Origin of the sequence: Enterococcus sp. C53 (assembly GCF_040887425.1) — a bacterium.
In the GTDB taxonomy this organism is placed as follows: domain Bacteria; phylum Bacillota; class Bacilli; order Lactobacillales; family Enterococcaceae; genus Enterococcus_B; species Enterococcus_B hirae.
Window position 1 is genome coordinate 35595 of sequence record NZ_JBFOFT010000011.1, and the last position, 20099, is coordinate 55693.

At 39.3% G+C, this 20099-nt stretch carries 15 protein-coding genes; all 15 read right to left on the reverse strand.

The annotated features are described in order from the left end of the window. Positions 1-110: 110 nt before the first annotated feature. Positions 111-1622: a hypothetical protein gene (locus tag AB3I42_RS12420; RefSeq protein WP_368022531.1), complete on the reverse strand. Its 1512-nt coding sequence runs from the start codon at positions 1620-1622 to the stop codon at positions 111-113. 335 nt (positions 1623-1957) lie between these two features. Beyond that, positions 1958-3364: a dihydrolipoyl dehydrogenase gene (gene lpdA, locus AB3I42_RS12425; RefSeq protein ID WP_181914544.1), complete on the reverse strand. Its 1407-nt coding sequence runs from the start codon at positions 3362-3364 to the stop codon at positions 1958-1960. A 7-nt stretch (positions 3365-3371) separates the two neighbouring features. Beyond that, positions 3372-5009 carry a dihydrolipoyllysine-residue acetyltransferase gene (locus tag AB3I42_RS12430; RefSeq protein WP_081125636.1) on the reverse strand — a complete coding sequence of 546 codons (1638 nt, stop codon included), beginning with the start codon at positions 5007-5009 and terminating at the stop codon, positions 3372-3374. 26 nt (positions 5010-5035) lie between these two features. Then, positions 5036-6013 (reverse strand): alpha-ketoacid dehydrogenase subunit beta, encoded by a 978-nt coding sequence (locus AB3I42_RS12435; protein WP_010737448.1) that lies wholly within the window; start codon positions 6011-6013, stop codon positions 5036-5038. A gap of 2 nt (positions 6014-6015) precedes the next feature. Further along, positions 6016-7125 carry a pyruvate dehydrogenase (acetyl-transferring) E1 component subunit alpha gene (gene pdhA / locus AB3I42_RS12440; RefSeq protein WP_010719372.1) on the reverse strand — a complete coding sequence of 370 codons (1110 nt, stop codon included), beginning with the start codon at positions 7123-7125 and terminating at the stop codon, positions 6016-6018. Positions 7126-7583: 458 nt separating this feature from the next. Further along, entirely contained in the window at positions 7584-9011 is a 1428-nt protein-coding gene (locus tag AB3I42_RS12445) for a PLP-dependent aminotransferase family protein (protein WP_368022536.1), read from the reverse strand. Between the two features lie 117 nt (positions 9012-9128). Next, positions 9129-10106 (reverse strand): GMP reductase, encoded by a 978-nt coding sequence (gene guaC / locus AB3I42_RS12450; protein ID WP_368022532.1) that lies wholly within the window; start codon positions 10104-10106, stop codon positions 9129-9131. 217 nt (positions 10107-10323) lie between these two features. After that, positions 10324-10839, reverse strand: a complete 516-nt coding sequence (locus AB3I42_RS12455; RefSeq protein ID WP_181914545.1) for a hypothetical protein — start codon at positions 10837-10839, stop codon at positions 10324-10326. A 108-nt stretch (positions 10840-10947) separates the two neighbouring features. Then, positions 10948-11862 carry an aldo/keto reductase family oxidoreductase gene (locus AB3I42_RS12460; protein WP_010737445.1) on the reverse strand — a complete coding sequence of 305 codons (915 nt, stop codon included), beginning with the start codon at positions 11860-11862 and terminating at the stop codon, positions 10948-10950. Positions 11863-11981: 119 nt separating this feature from the next. Then, entirely contained in the window at positions 11982-13256 is a 1275-nt protein-coding gene (gene purD / locus AB3I42_RS12465) for a phosphoribosylamine--glycine ligase (RefSeq protein WP_081125632.1), read from the reverse strand. Positions 13257-13273: 17 nt separating this feature from the next. Then, complete coding sequence (gene purH, locus AB3I42_RS12470) at positions 13274-14809, reverse strand: bifunctional phosphoribosylaminoimidazolecarboxamide formyltransferase/IMP cyclohydrolase (protein ID WP_010737443.1); 1536 nt, start codon at positions 14807-14809, stop codon at positions 13274-13276. Continuing rightward, positions 14802-15395 (reverse strand): phosphoribosylglycinamide formyltransferase, encoded by a 594-nt coding sequence (purN, locus tag AB3I42_RS12475; RefSeq protein ID WP_010737442.1) that lies wholly within the window; start codon positions 15393-15395, stop codon positions 14802-14804. Before purN ends, purH begins: the two co-directional genes overlap by 8 nt. After that, positions 15392-16435, reverse strand: coding sequence for a phosphoribosylformylglycinamidine cyclo-ligase (purM, locus tag AB3I42_RS12480; RefSeq protein ID WP_306690570.1), 1044 nt, complete (start codon positions 16433-16435; stop codon positions 15392-15394). The genes purN and purM overlap by 4 nt, the downstream gene beginning before the upstream one ends. Before the next feature lie 17 nt (positions 16436-16452). Then, positions 16453-17892: an amidophosphoribosyltransferase gene (gene purF / locus AB3I42_RS12485; RefSeq protein WP_368022533.1), complete on the reverse strand. Its 1440-nt coding sequence runs from the start codon at positions 17890-17892 to the stop codon at positions 16453-16455. Further along, the gene (gene purL / locus AB3I42_RS12490) at positions 17877-20099 is read right to left on the reverse strand and encodes a phosphoribosylformylglycinamidine synthase subunit PurL (protein WP_181914550.1); all 2223 of its coding nucleotides are present in this window, start codon (positions 20097-20099) and stop codon (positions 17877-17879) included. The genes purF and purL overlap by 16 nt, the downstream gene beginning before the upstream one ends.

Consider the following 20099-nt stretch of genomic DNA (forward strand, 5'->3'; position numbering starts at 1 on the left):
GTCACTAACAAAATAGAGAAAATAAATTCTGTCGGTGACGTAGGTTTATTTATTAAGATAAGAGAAAAAGATCTAACATTTTTACTTTTCCTAAGGGATTTCATATGAAACTAACGTCCTTCATGTTCAGGTATGTTTAACGAGCTCATAGACGCTTCATTCTCTGTCGTGAAATTATGATTTGACAATTCATCGGATAAATTGTCCGATTCTTGACGTTCACTTAATCCCATTACATACTTCATTGGTTTTTTTCCTGAGTTTAATGTCTCATCAAATCTCATTAATATTTCCAGTATTTCTTCTGTCATGAGACTATCATTTGATAAATCTTCGAATAAATCATTATTAGATTGTTTTGGAAGTTCATTCGATCCGTTCACATAGTCCACTAGATTTTTTGCTGAGTCTAACGTCTCGTCAAATTCCATTAATGCTTCCACTATTTCGTCTGTCGTGAGATTATGATTTGACAATTCATCGGATAAATTTGCTGACTTTTGAAAAAACAAACGTTCTTCATTGGACTCATTTGAATAGTCAAAATCAGATAAACTATCGAGCAAGCTATTTTCAAATTCACCTTCTGTCTCTGATAAAATTGGGTGTTCCTCTTGATTTTCTCTTAGATGACTTCCAGTTACTTGCACTTGTTTGCTATTGAAGATATGGTTCTCACTACTTGTTGCTTCCTCTACTTTATTTGGTAAAGGAAGTGATGAAGAAAAGTTTTTATTTTGTTGAGGACCGATCCCTTGAAGTATATCCTGTTGGTTCTCATCAATTAAATGCTCATTCTCTGTTGTATGTATTTGTTTGCTTATTTGTGATAGTTTGGGTGAATATTCTTCTACTTCATGAAGTACATGAGATTTCTTTGGCTTCTTAGGTTTCACACTCGATGTTTTCAATCTATCTTTATCAATTGGGAACGCCGATAGTGAAAACTTTTCTGGGTCCTTATTTTCTTGCATCTTTCTTTTTCTGCTTGAACTGTCATTGAGATTGTATTTTTTTGACTGGCTGTCATGATCAACACTTTTTTGTTTTCTTAATGAAGTGACTTTGTCCTCTAAAGGCCTTGGCTGAGCAGGATGTACCTGTTCCAGCTCATCTTTTAGAAGAACTTTTGAAACCAGCTCTTGTTGCTTCACTAACTCTTCCCTTTCCTCAAAACTATTTCTATCTAACTGTAAAATTTCATTTTCTGACGATGTTTTATATTGCATCTCTTCCTTCTGTTCTCTTACTTTCTTTATTTTCATCAAAATGGTTCTCGCTGATCCGTTAAATCTATTAACAAGTTTACTTAACCACAACTCTCCTGCTAAATATGCTTCGATATTTTGATTATTGCTGTCTTCCTTTTCTTTAGTTGTCTCATTCGTTAAGCTTTGCTGTTGCAGATTTTGCTCTTTTAGACTATGTGTTACATTTCCAATGGTTCTCTTTGATACTCCAAATCGCTCAGCAAGTCCTGCTATCGGTGTATTTTTTGTTTGGTATGCTTCTATAATCCTTTCATTTCTCTTTTTAATTGAATTATTAGGACCGCCAATTTCATTATTCTTTTCATTCTCATGACAGTCTCCTTGAAGTGTTTTAATCGTTTCTTTTCTCATAAAGTGAATCTCCTTTAAAGTGATTAAAATTTAGTTAGTAAACAACTAGTTCCGCTAGTCAAATCATTGATATAGAAATATGCTGATCTGATTGCTTTTACCACATTTATTCTAACACCCTCTTTCAAAAAGCTTGACTTTCTTTTTTGTTTTTCAGAAAAAGAGGTTTTGAAAAGACCACAAAAAAACATCAAAGCTAGCATTTTTGCTAACTTTGATGTTTGATCGATCATGTATCAATTCAATTTGTCAAAAAGATGTTTTTAACCTGGTAACTATCGCCAGCATCCATACTTTTTTTGAAACAGCTCGGATAAAATATCCCAATTGCTAAATTAAATATGGATTGGTAAACCTAAAGCGAGTTCAGCAGCATCCATCGTAATTTCACCTAGCGATGGATGCGGATGGATCGTTAATGCAATGTCTTCGGCATTCATTCCTGATTCAATGGCTAAAGCAAGCTCAGAAACCATATCACTAGCACCTACACCACCGATTTGCGCTCCAATGATGACGTTGTCTTCATTGGTCGTCACTAAACGGATAAAACCTTCTGTTTTTGCAAGCGATAACGCCCGTCCATTTCCTGAAAACGGAAATTTATATGCAGTAGCTTCAATACCAGCTTCTTTTGCTTCTTTGATCGTCATCCCAACAGAAGCTAATTCTGGATCTGTAAAGGCAACCGCAGGCATTGCTTTATAGTCAACTGCTACTTTCTTACCTGAGATAGCTTCTGCAGCAATTTTTGCTTCATAACTTGCTTTATGCGCTAAAGCAGCACCTGGTACGATATCCCCAATTGCAAAAATGTTTGGCACATTCGTACGCCCTTGTTGATCCACTGGAATCAATCCACGTTCACCGACTTCGACACCCGCTTGTTCTAATCCCATATCGTCAGTATTTGGACGACGGCCAACTGTTACCATAACATAATCTGCTGTCACTGTTTCTTCTTTACCGTCAACAGTATATTTGACTGTCACACTGTCCCCATTATCAACAGCTTCTTTCGCCATTGCATTGGTTACGATTGTCACACCTTTTTTCTTGAAGTCGTCTTCCACTAATTTCACCATATCTTTTTCATAGGTAGGTAAAATTTGAGGAGAACCTTCAAGAATCATTACCTCAGCACCTAAGTTAGCATAGGCTCCACCTAATTCTGCTCCAATAACTCCGCCACCAATGATGACGAATTTTTTTGGTACTTCTTTTAAAGCTAAGCCGCCTGTTGAGTCAAGTACACGTCCGCCAAACTTGAAGCCTGGGATTTCGATCGGACGGGAACCAGTAGCAATGATTGCATTATTGAAAGAATACGTTTGAGCAGAATCAGGATGGATCACACGTAATGTATGATCATCGACGAAGAATGCTTCACCTTCGATTGTTTCTACCTTGTGTTTTTTCAATAAGAAACCAACACCAGAAGTCAGTGTTTTCACTACTTTATTTTCTTTCCAGTCTTGTGTTTTTGCAAAATCAAGTGTGACATTTTCACTCGTGACACCGAATAAAGTTGAATCAAGAGATTCTTGATAATGATGTCCTGCAGCAATCAGCGCTTTTGAAGGAATACAACCAACGTTTAAACAAACACCACCGATGTATTCTCTTTCAATGATTGCCACTTTTTGTCCCATTTCAGCAGCACGGATGGCAGCAACATAGCCACCAGGTCCCGCACCGATTACAACTGTGTCTAATTCTACAGCAAAATCTCCAACTACCATTTGTTTATCATCCTTCCATCATCAATAACTCAGGATCAGCTAAAAGTCGTTTGATATTGTTCATTGCTTGTTGAGCTGTTGCTCCGTCTACGATACGGTGATCAAAGCTTAAGGAAAGTTTCATCACTCGTCCAACAACGATTTCACCTTCACCATTAACGATCGGTTGTTGTGCAATTGTTCCCACACCTAAAATTGCTACTTCAGGGTAGTTGATTACTGGTGTAAACCAACCGCCACCTACAGAACCAATGTTACTGATCGTAATAGTGCCATTTCGCATATCTTCAGCTGCTAATTTACCTTCATGAGCTAGTTTTGCTTTTTCATTGATTTCATCCGCAATCGCAAACATGCCTTTACGGTCTGCATCTTTTACATTTGGTACATACAAGCCATGATCTGTATCAGTTGCAATTCCGATGTTATAGTAATTTTTATAAACGATTTCTTGGTTCGCATCATCAATTGACGCATTCAAAATAGGGAATTTCTTCACAGTAGCAGTTAATGCTTTTACCACGTATGGCAAGAAAGTCAATTTTGTCCCATTCGCAGCTGCCACTTCTTTAAATCTCTTACGATTATCCCAAAGTTTAGAAACCTCTACTTCATCATGTAAAGTAACATGTGGCGCTGTTTGCTTGCTATTGACCATTGCTTTAGCAATCGCTTTACGTGTCGGTGTCATCGCTACACGTTCTTCCAATTCACCTAAATTAGATTTGAACGCTTTTGCTGGTGCTGCTGGCTTGCTTTCAACTTTCGCTTCAACCGCTTTTTCTGACGCAGGTGCAGCTGGTTCAGCTGATGCTGTTTGACTCGCATGCCCACCTGATAGATAACTTTCAATATCTTCTTTTGTCACACGTCCGCCTTTACCAGTTGCAGTGACTTGTGTGATATCCACATCTTTTTCACGAGCAAATTGTCGAACTGATGGCATAGCCAAAACACGTTTGTTAGGATCAGCTGCCTCAGCTACTGATGCTGAACCAAAAGTTTCTACTTTAGCATCAGTTGATTCAGCTGTTTTTTCTGATGTAGTAGAAGGCGCACTATTATGTCCTGGTGCATCGATTTCTACTAATACATCACCAACAGTTGCAACTGTTCCTTCTGATACCAAGATGTTTTTAACCGTTCCAGTCACTGGTGACGGGATTTCTTCTACCGATTTATCGTTTTGTACTTCTAACAATGTGTCATCTTCATTGATGGTATCGCCTGGTTTCACAAACCATTTAACGATTTCACCTTCTGCGATTCCTTCACCAATATCGGGTAATTTAAATTCAAAGACCCCACCATCGGCACTAGCTTCAGTTGGTTCAGCAGCTGGATGTTCAGGTGTTTGCTCTTTCGCTGCTACTCCAGCATCGCCACTTGTTTCATTGTCTTCATGTCCTGGTGCATCGATTTCTACCAGTACATCGCCAACATTCGCGACTGTTCCTTCAGGTACGATGACGTTTTTCACTGTCCCAGTAACTGGGGATGGAATTTCTTCTACTGATTTATCATTTTGAACTTCTAATAACGTATCATCCTCATTGATGGTATCGCCTGGCTTGACAAACCATTTGACGATTTCGCCTTCTGCGATTCCTTCACCAATGTCAGGTAATTTAAATTGGTATGCCATGATTTACTTACGTCCCTTCTTATTTCTTAGAATTCTGCAATTTCTTTGACTTTTGCTTCAATATCAGCCGCATTTGGTAACCAGATGTTTTCAGCTTGTCCAAATGGAAAAACAGTATCTGGTGCTGCTACACGTCCAATTGGTGCTTCTAATGAAAGGATCGCACGTTCTGAGATTTCAGCAATCACTTGGGCACTTACACCTGCTTGTCGTTGCGCTTCTTGAACGACTACCACACGACCAGTTTTCTCAACTGATTGAATGATTGTGTCAATATCTAGCGGTGCGACTGTTCTTAGGTCAACGACTTCTACTGAAATATCCTCTTTCGCAAGATTGTCAGCTGCTTTGATCGCTTCACGAACCATTGCGCCATAGGTGATGATTGAAACGTCTGTTCCTTCACGAGTAATTGCCGCTTTGTCCAATGGTACTTCATAAGCTTCATCTGGAACTTCTTCACGGAATGAACGATAAAGTTTCATATGTTCCAAAAATACAACTGGGTCATTGCTGCGGATAGAAGAGATCAATAATCCTTTTGCATCATAAGGATTTGATGGAATGACTACGCGAATTCCTGGAGATTGAGCAATCAATCCTTCTAAGTTATCTGAATGAAGTTCTGGTGTGTGAACCCCACCACCAAATGGTGAACGAATCGTGATCGGTAGATTTCTAGTCCCACCCATTCGATATCTTGTACGTGCCATTTGTGCGACTACTTCATCCATGGCTTCAAAAATAAATCCAAAGAACTGAATTTCAGGTACTGGACGAAAACCTTCTAAAGCTAACCCAAAACTCATACCAGCAATCCCTGATTCAGCTAATGGGGTATCGAAAACGCGTTCTTCGCCAAATTTTTCTTGCAATCCTTCCGTTGCACGGAAAACTCCACCGTTTTTCCCAACATCTTCACCAAAAACGATTACGTTCTCATCATTTTCAAGTTCAAGTGCTAGGGCATCTGTGATTGCTTGAATCATTGTTTTTTGTGCCATGATTATTTCGACTCCTTCGCTTCATAGATTGCAATTTGTTCTTTAATTGATTGTGGTGCCACTTCAAACATATTTTTTAAGAAATCAGAAACTTTTTGTTTTGGAATCTTATCTGCTTCAGCAATCGCTGCTTTGATTTCCTCTTTTGTTTGTTCAATTACTTGTTCTTCTTTTTCTTCTGACCATAGACCTTTTTCTGTTAGGTAGTTACGGAAACGGATCAATGGATCTTTTTTCTGCCATTCGTCATCTGTTTCTTTAGAACGGTAACGAGTTGGGTCATCTCCTGATAAAGTATGCGGACCATAACGGTAAGTCAATGTCTCAATCAAGACTGGACCATTCCCGTTGATTGCCCAATCACGTGCCATTTTAGATACTGTATAAACTGCTAATGGATCCATACCATCTACTTGGATCCCTGGAATCCCGGCTGCCACAGCTTTTTGCGCTAATGTTTTAGCAGCTGTTTGTTTTTCACGAGGTGTTGAGATCGCAAAGCCATTGTTTTGGATATAAAATACAGCATTTGCATGATAAGCTCCAGCAAAGTTGATTGCTTCATAAAAATCACCTTGAGAAGAGCCGCCGTCACCAGTATAAGTGAAGACCACATTTTTTTTGTTTCGTTTTTTCAAACCTAAAGCCACACCAGCCGCTTGGATGTACTGCGCACCAATAATGATTTGTGGTGGTAGAGCTTTCAATTCTTCTGGATAAAAATTCCCTGCCGCATGTCCTCGTGACCATAAGAAAGCTTGTGCTAAAGGCAATCCATGTTTTACTAATTGGGGAACATCACGGTAACCAGGAAGTAATACGTCTTCTTTTTCAAAAGCAAATGCACTTGCAAGTTGGCTAGCTTCTTGACCAGCTGTCGGTGCAAAGAATCCTAAACGTCCTTGACGGTTTAAAGCTGTTGAACGTTGGTCTAATACACGAGACCAAACCATGCTAGTCATTAATTCTACTAATTGTTCATCTGATAAATCAGGAACAAGATCAGGGTTTACTACTTTACCATTTTGGTCAAGCGCTTGGTATACTGGAAAATCTGAATTGACTTCATCTAATAACGCATTAAAGTCTAGTGGTAATTTCTTTTTTGCCATTTGTACACATTCCTCTCTCATCATATAAGAAAATCTCATCTTTCTGCGATTGAAACAGATATATAAACTGTATCAATATCCAACCGTCTTCTTTTATAAATTATCATGGATCATTAAGAAATACAAGCTAAAAGCAAAAAAATTCACGTTTTTAAAAATTTGTAATAATCCGCTTAACCACGCAAATAGTGAACAACCTCACAATCAAGAAAGCGGTTTACATCATTTGTACAAAATTAGTCCTTATTTTCTATCTACTCCTCTCTACTGTTATCATTGAATCCGCACATTGTTATACCTTATTCCAACAAACAGAAAAAATTTTTTATTAATTAGTGATTTTCTTTACAATCATCCCTCTTTTAATTTTCTACTATATGTGTATTTTTTTCAATTAAAAAGCAACAGCAAGGAATCTCCTTAACTGTTGCACATGAACCTGTTCTTTTGATCATGAATTAAACGGATAAACGTTTTGCTAATTTTGCCATTTCCGCTTGAAAAAATGGCAGCCTTTCTTCAGTTAAACGACTAAAATTGATACGTAACCCGTTGGTCTCTTCTCCAAACAAAAAACTTGGTGCAATGCCTAACCCTGAGCGGATCAATTCTTCCGCAATATCTCTTGTCAATTGCTGTCCTTTCCACGTAATCCACGCATAGTACCCACCATAAATGGGCCAGACTTCAAAAAAGTTTTGCGTTTTTTCCCATTCAACCAGTGTCAAACTTCTTTTGTATAATTCTTCCCTCACAATGGCGATCTTTGTGCTATAACTTTCTTCAAATACAGTCATCGCCACATTTTGGGGAAAGATGCTCATCGAAAATTCCATCATTTCCTGCGCTTTCGCTAAGCGGTCGATAAAGGAACGCAGCCCAACGATCCAACCTATCTTGGTCGTTTGTCCTAATACCCTAGATAATGATCCGACATATAAGACGTTTTCCGGATCAATCGAATGAATCGCAGTTGGTTTATGCTTTTCACTATCATGAAAGGATAAGTCACTAAAAACGTCGTCTTCAATGATCGGTAATTGATAGTTGCGACAAAGGGTCACTAATGCTTCGCGACGTTTTTGGGACATCACTTTCCCTGTTGGATTTTGAAAGTTTGGATTAACTAAGACAGCTTTCAATTTATTTTTCTTGATCAACACTTCTAGCTTATCCAGCTCAATACCTTCTCTATCCATGGGTACACCAAATAGACGAATCCCTGTCGCTTTAAATAAGGACAAACGATAAAAAAACGAAGGCGCTTCTACCGCAATAGCATCACCACTAGATAAAATCGTCTGTAAAATTAGAAAAATAGCCTGTTGACCCCCACTCATAACTAATAATTGCGTTTTAGTAAAATCAAAATAAAATTTTTCGATCAAGTAATTTTTTATTTTTGCTACTAATGGAAGATAACCTAGACAGGTGATTTGTTGCTCTTTTTCAATAATCTCATTCATTGAGTATGCTGGAAATTGAACGTTTGGTAATAAGTCTGTAGGCATCTCGCTCGAAAATAAATCGAGAAAATAAGGGTTCAGTTTTCCTACTTCGATCATTTTTTCATAACTATCATCGATTTGTTCATAGCGTTGGGAAAATAATTCGCGCCAATTCACTCTCGGGACAGAATACCGCCCCCATTCGGTTTGATTCACAAAACGTCCACTACCTCGGCGACTGATAAGAACGCCAAGATCTCGTAATTCATCCAACGCTCGAACCACAGTTGTGCGATTTGTTTGAAAAATAACTGCCAATTTCCTTTCAGAGGGCAAGGGTACGTTGGGATCTAAATTCCCATTTTCAATATTTTTCATCACCTGATCCATAATTTGTCGATAAATTGGTCTTTGTTTCTTATCTATGACTTCCCACATGTTCTTCTCCATTCCTCTTTCTTCTACTGCCTATTTTATCTTATAAAAAAGGGATCGAAAAGCAAAGAAAAAGCAAAGTATGATGCGAGAGCATCTACTTTGCTTTTTAATAGCTTATTAAATGGTATCTCCGTTAAAAATGGAGTTTTTAACAATCACATAATCAACTTTGCGAATAGCTTCAATATCTTTCCCACCCGCGTAAGAAATAGAAGATTGTAAATCTTGTTGCATTTCAACCAACGTGTCTTTCAAAGACCCTTTATGTTGGATCCAAATTTTCTTACCTTCTACATTTTTCTTTTCACCTTTTTGAAACTCGGAGGCAGAGCCGAAGTATTCTTTGTACACTACGCCATTTTCCACCATTGTCTCACCAGGCGATTCTTCATGTCCGGCAAATAGCGAACCGATCATAACCATTGTTGCGCCAAAACGAACGGATTTTGCAATATCACCATGGGTACGAATACCCCCATCAGCAATAATCGGTTTTCTGGCAGCTTTCGCACACCATCTTAAGGCAGCAAGTTGCCAACCACCGGTACCAAAACCGGTTTTGATTTTTGTGATACAAACTTTACCAGGTCCAATTCCAACCTTTGTTGCATCAACTCCGGCATTTTCTAATTCCCGAACAGCTTCTGGTGTACCAACGTTTCCTGCAATAACGAACGTTTCTGGTAAATGTTTTTTGATATGTTGGATCATTTCAATCACCGCATTTGAATGACCGTGCGCAATATCAATCGTGATATAATCAGGAACTAAATTTAACTGTGCTAATTCTTCAACAAATGAATATTCTTCTTGTTTTACGCCAACACTGATTGAAGTAATCAATTGTTGCTCCTTCATTTTTTGCACAAAGGGGATTCTTGCTGCTTCATCAAATCGATGCATAATATAGAAGTAACCATTTTCTGCTAAAAATTGTGCAATTGACTCATCGATGATCGTTTGCATATTCGCAGGGACAACAGGCATTTTAAAAGTATGCTTTCCTAGTGTCACTGTCGTGTTACATTCTGAACGGCTACTTACAATACATTTATTAGGAATGAGTTGTATATCTTCGTAATCAAACACTTTCATGGACATGATCCTCCTGATGTTCGAATTCAGTAAAACACGAACATTATTTGCTTTTTGGGTGTTTATTTTTAGCACCTTATGTAATTTACCGTATTTAAACTAAAAAATCAAGGGGAATATAAACAAAAAAATAAAAACTCCTTAATCTGAAATAACACTGTCTAGCCATCAAACTTTTCGACAAATAAACAATCAGCTGTTTGTCGCTTATAGCTACTCAATCTCTACCAGGTGGTTCATTCTTTTGTTGATTTCCAGCTTCTTTTGATTGGTTTGTTTTCTCTTGATTGTTTTCATTCAGAGTTCCGGGTTGAACGATTGCTTTTTTAGCGTCAGAAATAATATTAGTCAATCTGTTATAAACCCGTTTTTGACCGTTAGGGTTTTCTTTATCTTTAGATAACTTTGTTTGCGAAATGTTCGAACTTTTTTCTAGCTCTTTTTCTCTATCCTTTTTGAATTTCTCCATACCAGCAAGTACTTTAGGGCTAAAATAGCTTTGCGCTATTTCTTGGATCATTCCAAGTAGAGCACTATTAGGTTTATTTGATTTTGCAGATTTCGTTTTATTTATTGCGTGTGTCATTACTCCAAGACTATAGCGTTGGGGGTCTAGTTTTAGATTGCCTTTCGCTTCTTTACCATCACTGACATTTTCATACGCTGCTCTATGAGCGTTTAGCTCACTTTCTGGCATTGACGAATTATTGTCCCATTTATTTAGATATCCCATTTTACTCCCCTTTTCGTAGATTCTTAGTGACGTTCCTCGCATCAATATATGTAGAAGTCATTAGCGAACAAGCAACTAATGACTGTTTCATTCAATGTTTTTTCATGTCTATGGTAGGATATTGCCAGCTTCGCGATACAGCGCATACCAGTCTTCACGACTCAGTTCAACGTCTGATGCTTGTGCAATTTCCTTGATTCGCCCTACATTCATCGTTCCTGCAATCACTTGGATATTCGCAGGATGGCGTAAAATCCAAGCTGAAGCTAAACCTGTTGGCGTTGTATGATATTTTTCAGCAAGTTCTGCTAATTTTTGATTCAATTTAGGAAACTTTTCGTTACCGATAAATACCCCTTCAAAAAAACCATATTGATAAGGCGACCATGCTTGGATCGTCATTTCATTCAAACGTGAATAATCCAAGACACTACCATCGTGGTCAACGCTAGCTTCATCTGTCATATTCACATGGATCCCTTGATCAATCATTCCAGAATGTTTCAATCCAAATTGCAATTGGTTGATCAACAAAGGTTGTTTGACGTATTTCTTTAGCAATTCGACTTGCATTGGTTTCTGATTACTTACACCGAAATAACGTACTTTACCTGACTTTTCTAATTCATCGAATGCCTCTGCCACTTCCTCAGGTTCAACTAAGGTATCAGGACGATGTAATAGCAACGCATCAACATAATCCATTTTTAACCGTTTGAGGCTACCTTCTACTGATTCAGTGATGTGCTTTTTGGAAAAGTCAAACATCACACCGGGAACAATCCCACATTTTGTTTGAATAAATAGCTCTTCTCTCTTTATTGAAGTTTTTGCTAACGCACTAGCAAAGATGTTTTCACATTCTCCACCACCATAGATATCCGCATGGTCAAAAAAATTGATACCGTTATCAAAAGCAGTTTCAATAATACGTTCTGGATGCTCAGCGCCATTAATCCTCATACATCCGAGAATGACCGACGACACCTTTTGATTTGAAGTTCCCAATTGAATCTGTTTCATTAAAATCATTCCTTTCTTTCCCATTAGATTTTAACACATTTACTTCAAAAAGGGGGCAAAAAGAGGCATGCCACTTTTTTCTCAAAAAAGAAAAAAATGTTATCCCCCTTTTTGTTGTGCTAGTGATTCTTAGAAAAAACGTTGATTGCTTTCATTCCAATATCTTTCCGATAAAATGTCCCCTTTGTATCTTTTGATTCTAACACGTTGTATATTTTTTCCCTCGCTTCTTCAATTGTTTCCCCATAGGACTCCACTAAGTAGATTCGACCACCTGAACCTTTTAAAATTCCTTTTTCCTCTTGAACACCCGCATAATAGACAGTTGCCTCCTCTTCAGGAAAATCGGGCAAATCCATAGCAGTTAAATACTGATTAGGATAACCTTCTGCTGCAACTACAACCCCTAAACGATATCCAGTTTCCTCCCAAATTAAATGAACCGGCTTATGGTCTAACAAATCGGTGATCACTTGCGCCAAGTCACTCTTCAATCGAGGTAAAATGACTTGTGTCTCAGGATCGCCAAATCTCGCATTAAATTCAATCACTTTCGGTCCATCTGAAGTGGCGATCAATCCTGCATACAATACACCGATAAACGGACGACCAATTTCGCTCATCCCTTTAGCTGCAGGTTTTATTACTTTTTCGATTCCCGCTTCAATGATCGCTTCAGAAATATGAGGTACTGGAGAATAGGCACCCATCCCCCCAGTATTCGGCCCTTGATCTCCATCATACGTTCGTTTATGATCTTGTGAGATTTCCATTGGATAAACTGCTTCGCCATCCACAAACGCTAATAAAGAGAACTCTTCTCCTTCTAAAAATTCTTCCACAACGATTTGATGTCCACTTTGTCCAAAGCGATGTTTTTCCAGCATATCGCTGGCTGCCTGTAACGCTTCGGCTTTTGTCATCGCTACGACCACGCCTTTGCCAGCAGCTAAACCGTCCGCTTTGATCACAATTGGGGTGCCCTTCTCTTCGATATATCGTTTGGCTTCAAGATAGCTGGTAAAAGTTTTAGATTCAGCAGTTGGAATCTGACAACGCTCCATCAATTCTTTGGCGAAACTCTTAGATCCTTCGATCAATGCGGCAGCTTTCGTTGGGCCAAATATTTTTAATTCTGCTTTTTTAAAATCATCTACGATCCCATTTAGTAATGGAATTTCTGGGCCAACAAAACTCCAAGTAATTGACGCTTTCTTAGCAAACTCAATCAATCCTTGATGATCAGTTTCTTTAATATCAACGATTTTGACCCCATCACGTGTCATGCCAGGATTCCCCGGTGCACAATAAACGTTTTCGACTAGCGGACTTTGTAAGATTTTACTCGCAATCGCATGTTCACGCCCACCAGTTCCTATGATCAATACATTCATTTCTTACTCCTTCTATCTTAATGTCTAAAGTGACGGACGTTCGTAAAGACCATGGCAATTCCATGTTTATTAGCCATATCAATCGACGCTTGGTCCTTGATACTTCCACCAGGCTGAATGATCGCATTGATTCCGTGTTTAGCTGCATATTCCACCGAATCATCCATTGGGAAATAAGCATCGCTTGCCAAAACAGCTGCTTGTGCTTTTTCTCCAGCTTGTTCAATCGCAAGTTTGACAGAACCGACACGATTCATTTGTCCTGCACCAATCCCTAGCGTCTGATACCGATTACTTACAACGATCGCATTTGATTTGACGTGCTTAACAGCTTTCCAAGCAAATGCTAATGCAGCCATTTCATCAGATGTTGGCTGACGATCGGTTACTACTTGCCACGTAGTTGGTTTTTCCATTGCTGTATCTTTTTCTTGGACGAGTAACCCTCCAAGGACTGAAACAATTTCATTAGATGCTTTTGTTAATTGCGAGTTAAAGTCAACCGTTAATAATCGTAAATTCTTCTTGGCTTTTAAAACTTCTAAACTTTCTGGTGTATAAGACGGTGCAATGATAATTTCTAAAAAGAGTTTATACATTTCTTGAGCTGTTGCTAAATCGACTTCCCGATTCAATACCACAATCCCACCAAAAATCGAAACAGGATCTGCTTCATAAGCTGCTAGCCAAGCATCGAAAATCGTGTGAGCTGAGCCAATACCACAAGGATTCATGTGTTTGAGTGCTACGACTGTTGGTTCTTGGTATTCACTCATGATCCGCAAAGCAGCATCTGCATCACGAATATTATTAAAAGATAGTTCTTTTCCATGAAGCTGTTTTGCTTGAGCAATCGAATAACGTTCTGGTAGAGCAGATTGATAAAAGACAGCTTGCTGATGACTATTCTCGCCATAGCGGAGGTCTTGCTTGCGTTCAAAAGTAAGAGTCAATTTTTCCGTCTTTTCTTCCTTCACTTGCTCCGTTAAATATTGAGCAATCAATGCATCATAGGCTGCTGTGTGACGAAATACTTTCGCTGCCAGTTTCTGACGTGTCGCTAGAGAAGTAGTCCCTTGATTTCTCAGTTCATCTAAAACAATTGGATAATCGTTCGGATCAACGATCGCCGTAACAAATTCATGGTTTTTGGCAGCACTACGCAACATACTTGGTCCACCAATATCAATATTTTCAATGGCTTCTTTTTCACTAACATCCGGTTTCATGATTGTTTCTTTGAAAGGATACAAATTGACGCAAACAAAATCAATCGGCAAAATCTCAGAAGCTGCCATTGCATCTCTGTGACTAGCAAGATCACGACGTGCTAATAATCCCCCATGAATCTTAGGATGCAAAGTTTTGACACGTCCGTCCATCATCTCAGGAAAGCCAGTGACATCTTCGATTGCGATGGTTAAGATTCCCGCTTCATCAAGTGTTTTTTTGGTGCCCCCAGTTGAAATGATCTCAATTTCCAAAGCTTGTAATCCCTTGGCAAATTCAACAATTCCTTTTTTATCCGATACACTTAACAATGCTCTAGTCATTTTTTTCTTCCTCCACTTTTTGCATTTCTTTGATGACTGCTTCGATTATTTTAGGATAGGTCTGATGTTCGATTTGATGAATCTTTGCTTCTAAGCTATCCAATGTGTCTTCTTTCGTGATCTCTATGGTTTCTTGGTGAATGATGGGTCCTGTATCTATCCCTTTATCAATGTAATGAATCGTTATACCTGTTTCTTTGACTTCCGCAGCAAACGCATCACGAATCCCATGTAAGCCAGGAAAATCAGGTAAAAGAGAGGGGTGGATATTAATGATCCTTGACTCATAAGCATTCAATAAAGTCGGACCAATAATCCGCATGTATCCTGCTAATACAATGAGTTCAATTTCTTTTTCCACTAGGATCTCTAAAATTTTTTCTTCATATTCTCTTTTAGATGAAAATTCTTTTGGTGAAAAAAAATGAAATGGTACATGTAACTTTTCTGCCCGTTCTAAGACAAAAGCATTCGGCTGGTCACAAAAAAGCCATTCAAAGGTATCTGGCAACTTATTTTCCCGAAAATAGTCAACTAAAGCTTGAAAGTTGCTGCCATTTCCTGAAGCAAATACGGCAATCTTCATTTTTCTTCCTCATCAAACAACACTGTTTTATTTTTTAAGGGAATTACTTCACCGATTCGATAAGCTGCTTCTCCTTGCTCATTGATTTTTTCAATGACTTCATCGACTTGAGAAGCTTCTACTGCTACAACCATTCCAATACCCATATTAAAAATCTCAAACATCTCTTGTTCAGGGATTTCACCTAAACGTTGGAGACAATCAAAAATCGGCAAGCTAGGCCATGAACCTAATTGAATTTGCGCGGCCGTCCCTTCCGGCAACATCCGAGGAATATTTTCTACGAATCCACCACCAGTGATATGTGCCGCACCTTTGATCTTTTGTTCTTTTATGATTGGCAGCAAAGCTGATACATAGATTTTTGTCGGCTTTAACAATTCTCGGTCCAGTGTTTCAGACAGACCCTCTATCTGATCGGTTAATGTGTAACTATTTTGTTCAAAAAACACTTTCCGAACCAATGAATAGCCGTTTGAATGAATCCCGCTAGAAGGTAAGCCTAACAGAACATCACCAACTTCGATTTCACTTCCTGTGATCAATTGCGACTTTTCTGCAACCCCAACTGCAAAACCAGCAAGATCATACTCATTTTCCGCGTACATCCCTGGCATCTCTGCGGTTTCGCCACCGATCAACGCAAGATTACCTGCTACACAACCATCCGCCACGCCAGCGACGACTTTTTCTAATTTTCGTGGATCATTTTTTCCAGTAGCTAAATAGTCTAAGAAATATAAAGGTTCCGCACCTTGAGCTAAAATATCATTGACACACATCGCCACACAATCGATTCCGATCGTTTCATGTTGATCCGCTTCGATGGCTACTAACAATTTTGTTCCTACCCCATCTGTCCCTGATACCAAAACTGGTTCTTTTAATTGGTAAGAACTTAAATCAAAACAGCCACCAAAACCGCCTAAAGCACCCATTACCCCTAGTCGCTCTGTTTTTTTCACGTGTTTCTTGATTCGTTCTACTACTTCATAGCCAGCTTCTACATCCACACCAGCATTCGCATAGGCATTGCTCATGTTACTTCCTCCTTTATTTAAAAAAAAGATACTTTTTCTTTCAATGATTCACGGTATTTTTCTTCATAGTCGTATAAAGGCGTCGGATAATCACCATTAAAATAAGCCATACATAACCCAGAATAAGGAGCTGCTTCTTTTAATCCGATTGCTTGGATCAATCCATCCTCACTCAAAAATTCCAATGAATCTGCTTCGATACATTGTCTGATTTCTTCGATACTATGATTCGCTGCAATTAGTTCTTTTCTCGTTTGAATATCGATGCCGTAAAAACAAGGATATTTTAACGGTGGTGAAGCAATTCGTACATGAACCTCTTTTGCTCCTGCTTCTTTTAATAGACGTACGATTCGCCGGCTCGTTGTTCCTCTAACGATCGAATCATCCACCATCACGATTCGTTTGCCTTTAACAACTCCACTGACAGCCGAAAGTTTCATCCTGACACCCTGTTCCCTTAACGCTGGTGTAGGTTGAATAAAGGTTCTGGCAATGTATTGATTTTTTACTAGTCCAATCTCATAAGGGATGCCACTAGCTTCGGCATAGCCACTGGCTGCTGATAGCGAAGAATTTGGAACACCTACAACCATGTCAGCATCAATTGGCGCTTCCTGTGCTAAATTTCTCCCCATATTTTTACGAGCAGTGTGTACATTGACACCAGCGATATTTGAATCTGGTCGTGCAAAGTAGATATATTCCATGGAACAAATCGCTAACTGGGTTTCGGTCGTATAAGTATCGATCGTGTAGCCTGAGTCATCAATGATCACTACTTCCCCTGGACGAACATCTCGAATAAACCGCGCACCGATGACTTCCAGTGCACAAGTTTCAGAAGCAATCACATATGCACCATTTTTCATTTGACCGATTGCCAAAGGTCGAAAACCATTCGGATCAAGAGCGGCGATCATGGCATCTTCTGTTAAAAGCAAATAGGCAAATCCGCCTTTCACTTCATTTAATGCTTCTTTTAAACGATCGAGCAATGTTGTTTTTTTACTTCGACGAATCAAATGCATCAAAATCTCTGTATCTGAATTGGAATGGAAAATCGCACCGTCTTTTTCTAACGACGTTCTCAACGAACGGGCATTCGTAAGATTACCATTGTGAGCTAGACCGATTGACTGGTCATAAAATTTAAATAAAAAGGGTTGGATATTGTCCACACTACCATTACCTGCTGTAGCATAACGCACATGTCCAATCGCTGCTTGTCCAGAGAGTGCAGCTAGCTTTCTTTGATCTTTGAAAACTTCTGAGAGTAAACCTAGATCCCGGTGTCCTACTAGTTTCCCTTGATCATTTGAAACGATCCCAGCACCTTCTTGACCACGGTGCTGAAGACTATGAAGCCCAAAATACGTTACGCTAGATGCTTCTTGATGTCCCCAGACACCAAACACCCCACATTCTTCATTTAAACTTTTTACTTCATAAGACATTCGATTGCGTCCTCCCAGCATTTTTTAGCTGTTGTAACAGCTAGATGGATTTCCCCATCAATTGCTTGGATCACGATATTACTTGACTCAGTCACTTTACCGATACAACTTGCTTTTTCGCCCATCAAACGTTCAAATTCCTCACGATCTTCTGGAAGGATGGTGACCACAAATCTTGATTGTGTCTCTGAAAAAAGTTGTGCTGTCGTCAGATTTACTGTGACATCTAATCCCAATTGGGTACCAAAAGCTGCTTCAGCCAACGCCACAGCCAAACCGCCTTCCGAACAATCATGCGCACTGGTTACCACTCCTGCTTGAATAGCCGCCAGTAGACTTTCTTGGTTTTGTTGTTCCGTCAATAGATCAAAATGCTCGATGTCCCCTTCAATTTTTCCTAATTGCATTTTTTGCAATTCACTACCATTGAAATCGTCATAAGTTTCACCAACAAGATAAATCAAATCATCCGCCATTTTGAAAGATTGAGTGGTGATGTGTTGGTGGTCTTTGATCAACCCGACCATGCCGATCATCGGGGTAGGATAAATCGCTTTGCCATCCGTTTCATTGTATAAAGAAACATTCCCGGAGATCACAGGTGTCGCAAAGACTTCACATGCTTTGGCAATCCCGTCTGCTGATTTGACCAGTTCCCAAAATACTTCTGGCTTATCAGGAGAACCATAATTCAAGCAGTCTGTGATCGCCAATGGACGTCCGCCACTAGCTACAATGTTTCTGGCAGCCTCTGCAACAGCAATTTGGCCACCTATCTCGGGGTTTAAGTAAAGGTAGCGGGCATTACAGTCAGTCGTCATAGCAATTGCTTTTTCAGTTCCACGAATACGCAATACGGCAGCATCACTTCCAGGGGAAACTACTGTATTGGTTTGTACTTGAGAATCATAGGTTTCATAAATCGCATGTTTTGAAGCTATTGTCGGTTGTTTCAATAAATCTAGCAATAATTGATTCGCATCTTCAATGACTGGTTGATATTGCCCTAACTGTTTAAATTTTTCGATTCGAGCGGGTTCTTGCACTGCCTTTTCATAAACAGGTGCATCTTCGGCTAAGGCATCAACTGGTAAGTTAGCCACTTCTTCCCCATGATGGTACAAGCGATACAAGCCATCATCGGTGACTTCTCCAATCGTAACAGCATCCAAATCATATTTTTTAAACAATTCTTTGACTCTTTCCTCTGCCCCAGCTTTTACACAAATCAACATTCGTTCCTGTGATTCTGAAAGCATCATTTCGTAAGGAGTCATATTTGTTTCTCGTTGTGGCACATCGTCTAATGTCAAAATCAAACCAGATCCAGCTTTTGATGCCATTTCCGAACTTGAAGAAACCAATCCAGCAGCGCCCATGTCTTGGATCCCTACTAAAATGTCCGCATGTTCCAGGATCAATTCTAAGCAAGCTTCAAGTAATAGTTTTTCCATAAAAGGATCGCCTACTTGAACTGCGGAACGTTGCTGTTCTTCTTCTTGACTGAACTCTTCTGAAGCAAAAGTCGCACCGTGAATGCCGTCGCGTCCTGTTTTCGCACCGACATACATGATCGAATTACCCACACCAGAAGCTTGCCCTTTTTGAATGTCTTTGTGATCGATCAATCCTACACACATGGCATTAACTAACGGATTCCCTTCATAACAAGGATCAAACGCTACTTCTCCTCCAACCGTCGGTATTCCGATACAATTACCATACCCAGAAATCCCTGCGACTACTTCTTCCAATAAGTACTTGGTTCGTGGTTGGTCTAACTCGCCAAAACGTAAGGAGTCAAGTAAAGCAATCGGACGTGCACCCATACTGAAAATATCACGGATGATCCCACCAACACCGGTTGCCGCTCCTTCATAAGGTTCTACTGCTGAAGGGTGATTATGACTTTCCGCTTTAAACACAACTGCTTGACCATCACCGATATCCACGATACCAGCTCCTTCTCCTGGACCTTGAAGAACATGCGGTCCACTTGTTGGGAATTTTCGTAAAATCGGTTTAGAATTTTTGTAAGAACAATGTTCACTCCACATGACTGAAAACAAACCTGTTTCGGTGTAGTTAGGCATTCTCCCCAATATATCTTCTTCGATCATTCGATATTCTTCATCTGTCAATCCCCATTCAGCATAAATTTTCTTTTCTTTGATCTCTAAGGGACTTGGTTCATTACGTGTTTTCAT

Coding starts and splice junctions, on each gene's coding strand:
- AB3I42_RS12420 (WP_368022531.1), bottom strand. CDS start 1,622: ATGAGAAAAGAAACGATTAAAACACTTCAAGGAGACTGTCATGAGAAT.
- lpdA (WP_181914544.1), bottom strand. CDS start 3,364: ATGGTAGTTGGAGATTTTGCTGTAGAATTAGACACAGTTGTAATCGGT.
- AB3I42_RS12430 (WP_081125636.1), bottom strand. CDS start 5,009: ATGGCATACCAATTTAAATTACCTGACATTGGTGAAGGAATCGCAGAA.
- AB3I42_RS12435 (WP_010737448.1), bottom strand. CDS start 6,013: ATGGCACAAAAAACAATGATTCAAGCAATCACAGATGCCCTAGCACTT.
- pdhA (WP_010719372.1), bottom strand. CDS start 7,125: ATGGCAAAAAAGAAATTACCACTAGACTTTAATGCGTTATTAGATGAA.
- AB3I42_RS12445 (WP_368022536.1), bottom strand. CDS start 9,011: ATGTGGGAAGTCATAGATAAGAAACAAAGACCAATTTATCGACAAATT.
- guaC (WP_368022532.1), bottom strand. CDS start 10,106: ATGAAAGTGTTTGATTACGAAGATATACAACTCATTCCTAATAAATGT.
- AB3I42_RS12455 (WP_181914545.1), bottom strand. CDS start 10,839: ATGGGATATCTAAATAAATGGGACAATAATTCGTCAATGCCAGAAAGT.
- AB3I42_RS12460 (WP_010737445.1), bottom strand. CDS start 11,862: ATGAAACAGATTCAATTGGGAACTTCAAATCAAAAGGTGTCGTCGGTC.
- purD (WP_081125632.1), bottom strand. CDS start 13,256: ATGAATGTATTGATCATAGGAACTGGTGGGCGTGAACATGCGATTGCG.
- purH (WP_010737443.1), bottom strand. CDS start 14,809: ATGACTAGAGCATTGTTAAGTGTATCGGATAAAAAAGGAATTGTTGAA.
- purN (WP_010737442.1), bottom strand. CDS start 15,395: ATGAAGATTGCCGTATTTGCTTCAGGAAATGGCAGCAACTTTCAAGCT.
- purM (WP_306690570.1), bottom strand. CDS start 16,435: ATGAGCAATGCCTATGCGAATGCTGGTGTGGATGTAGAAGCTGGCTAT.
- purF (WP_368022533.1), bottom strand. CDS start 17,892: ATGTCTTATGAAGTAAAAAGTTTAAATGAAGAATGTGGGGTGTTTGGT.
- purL (WP_181914550.1), bottom strand. CDS start 20,099: ATGAAAACACGTAATGAACCAAGTCCCTTAGAGATCAAAGAAAAGAAA.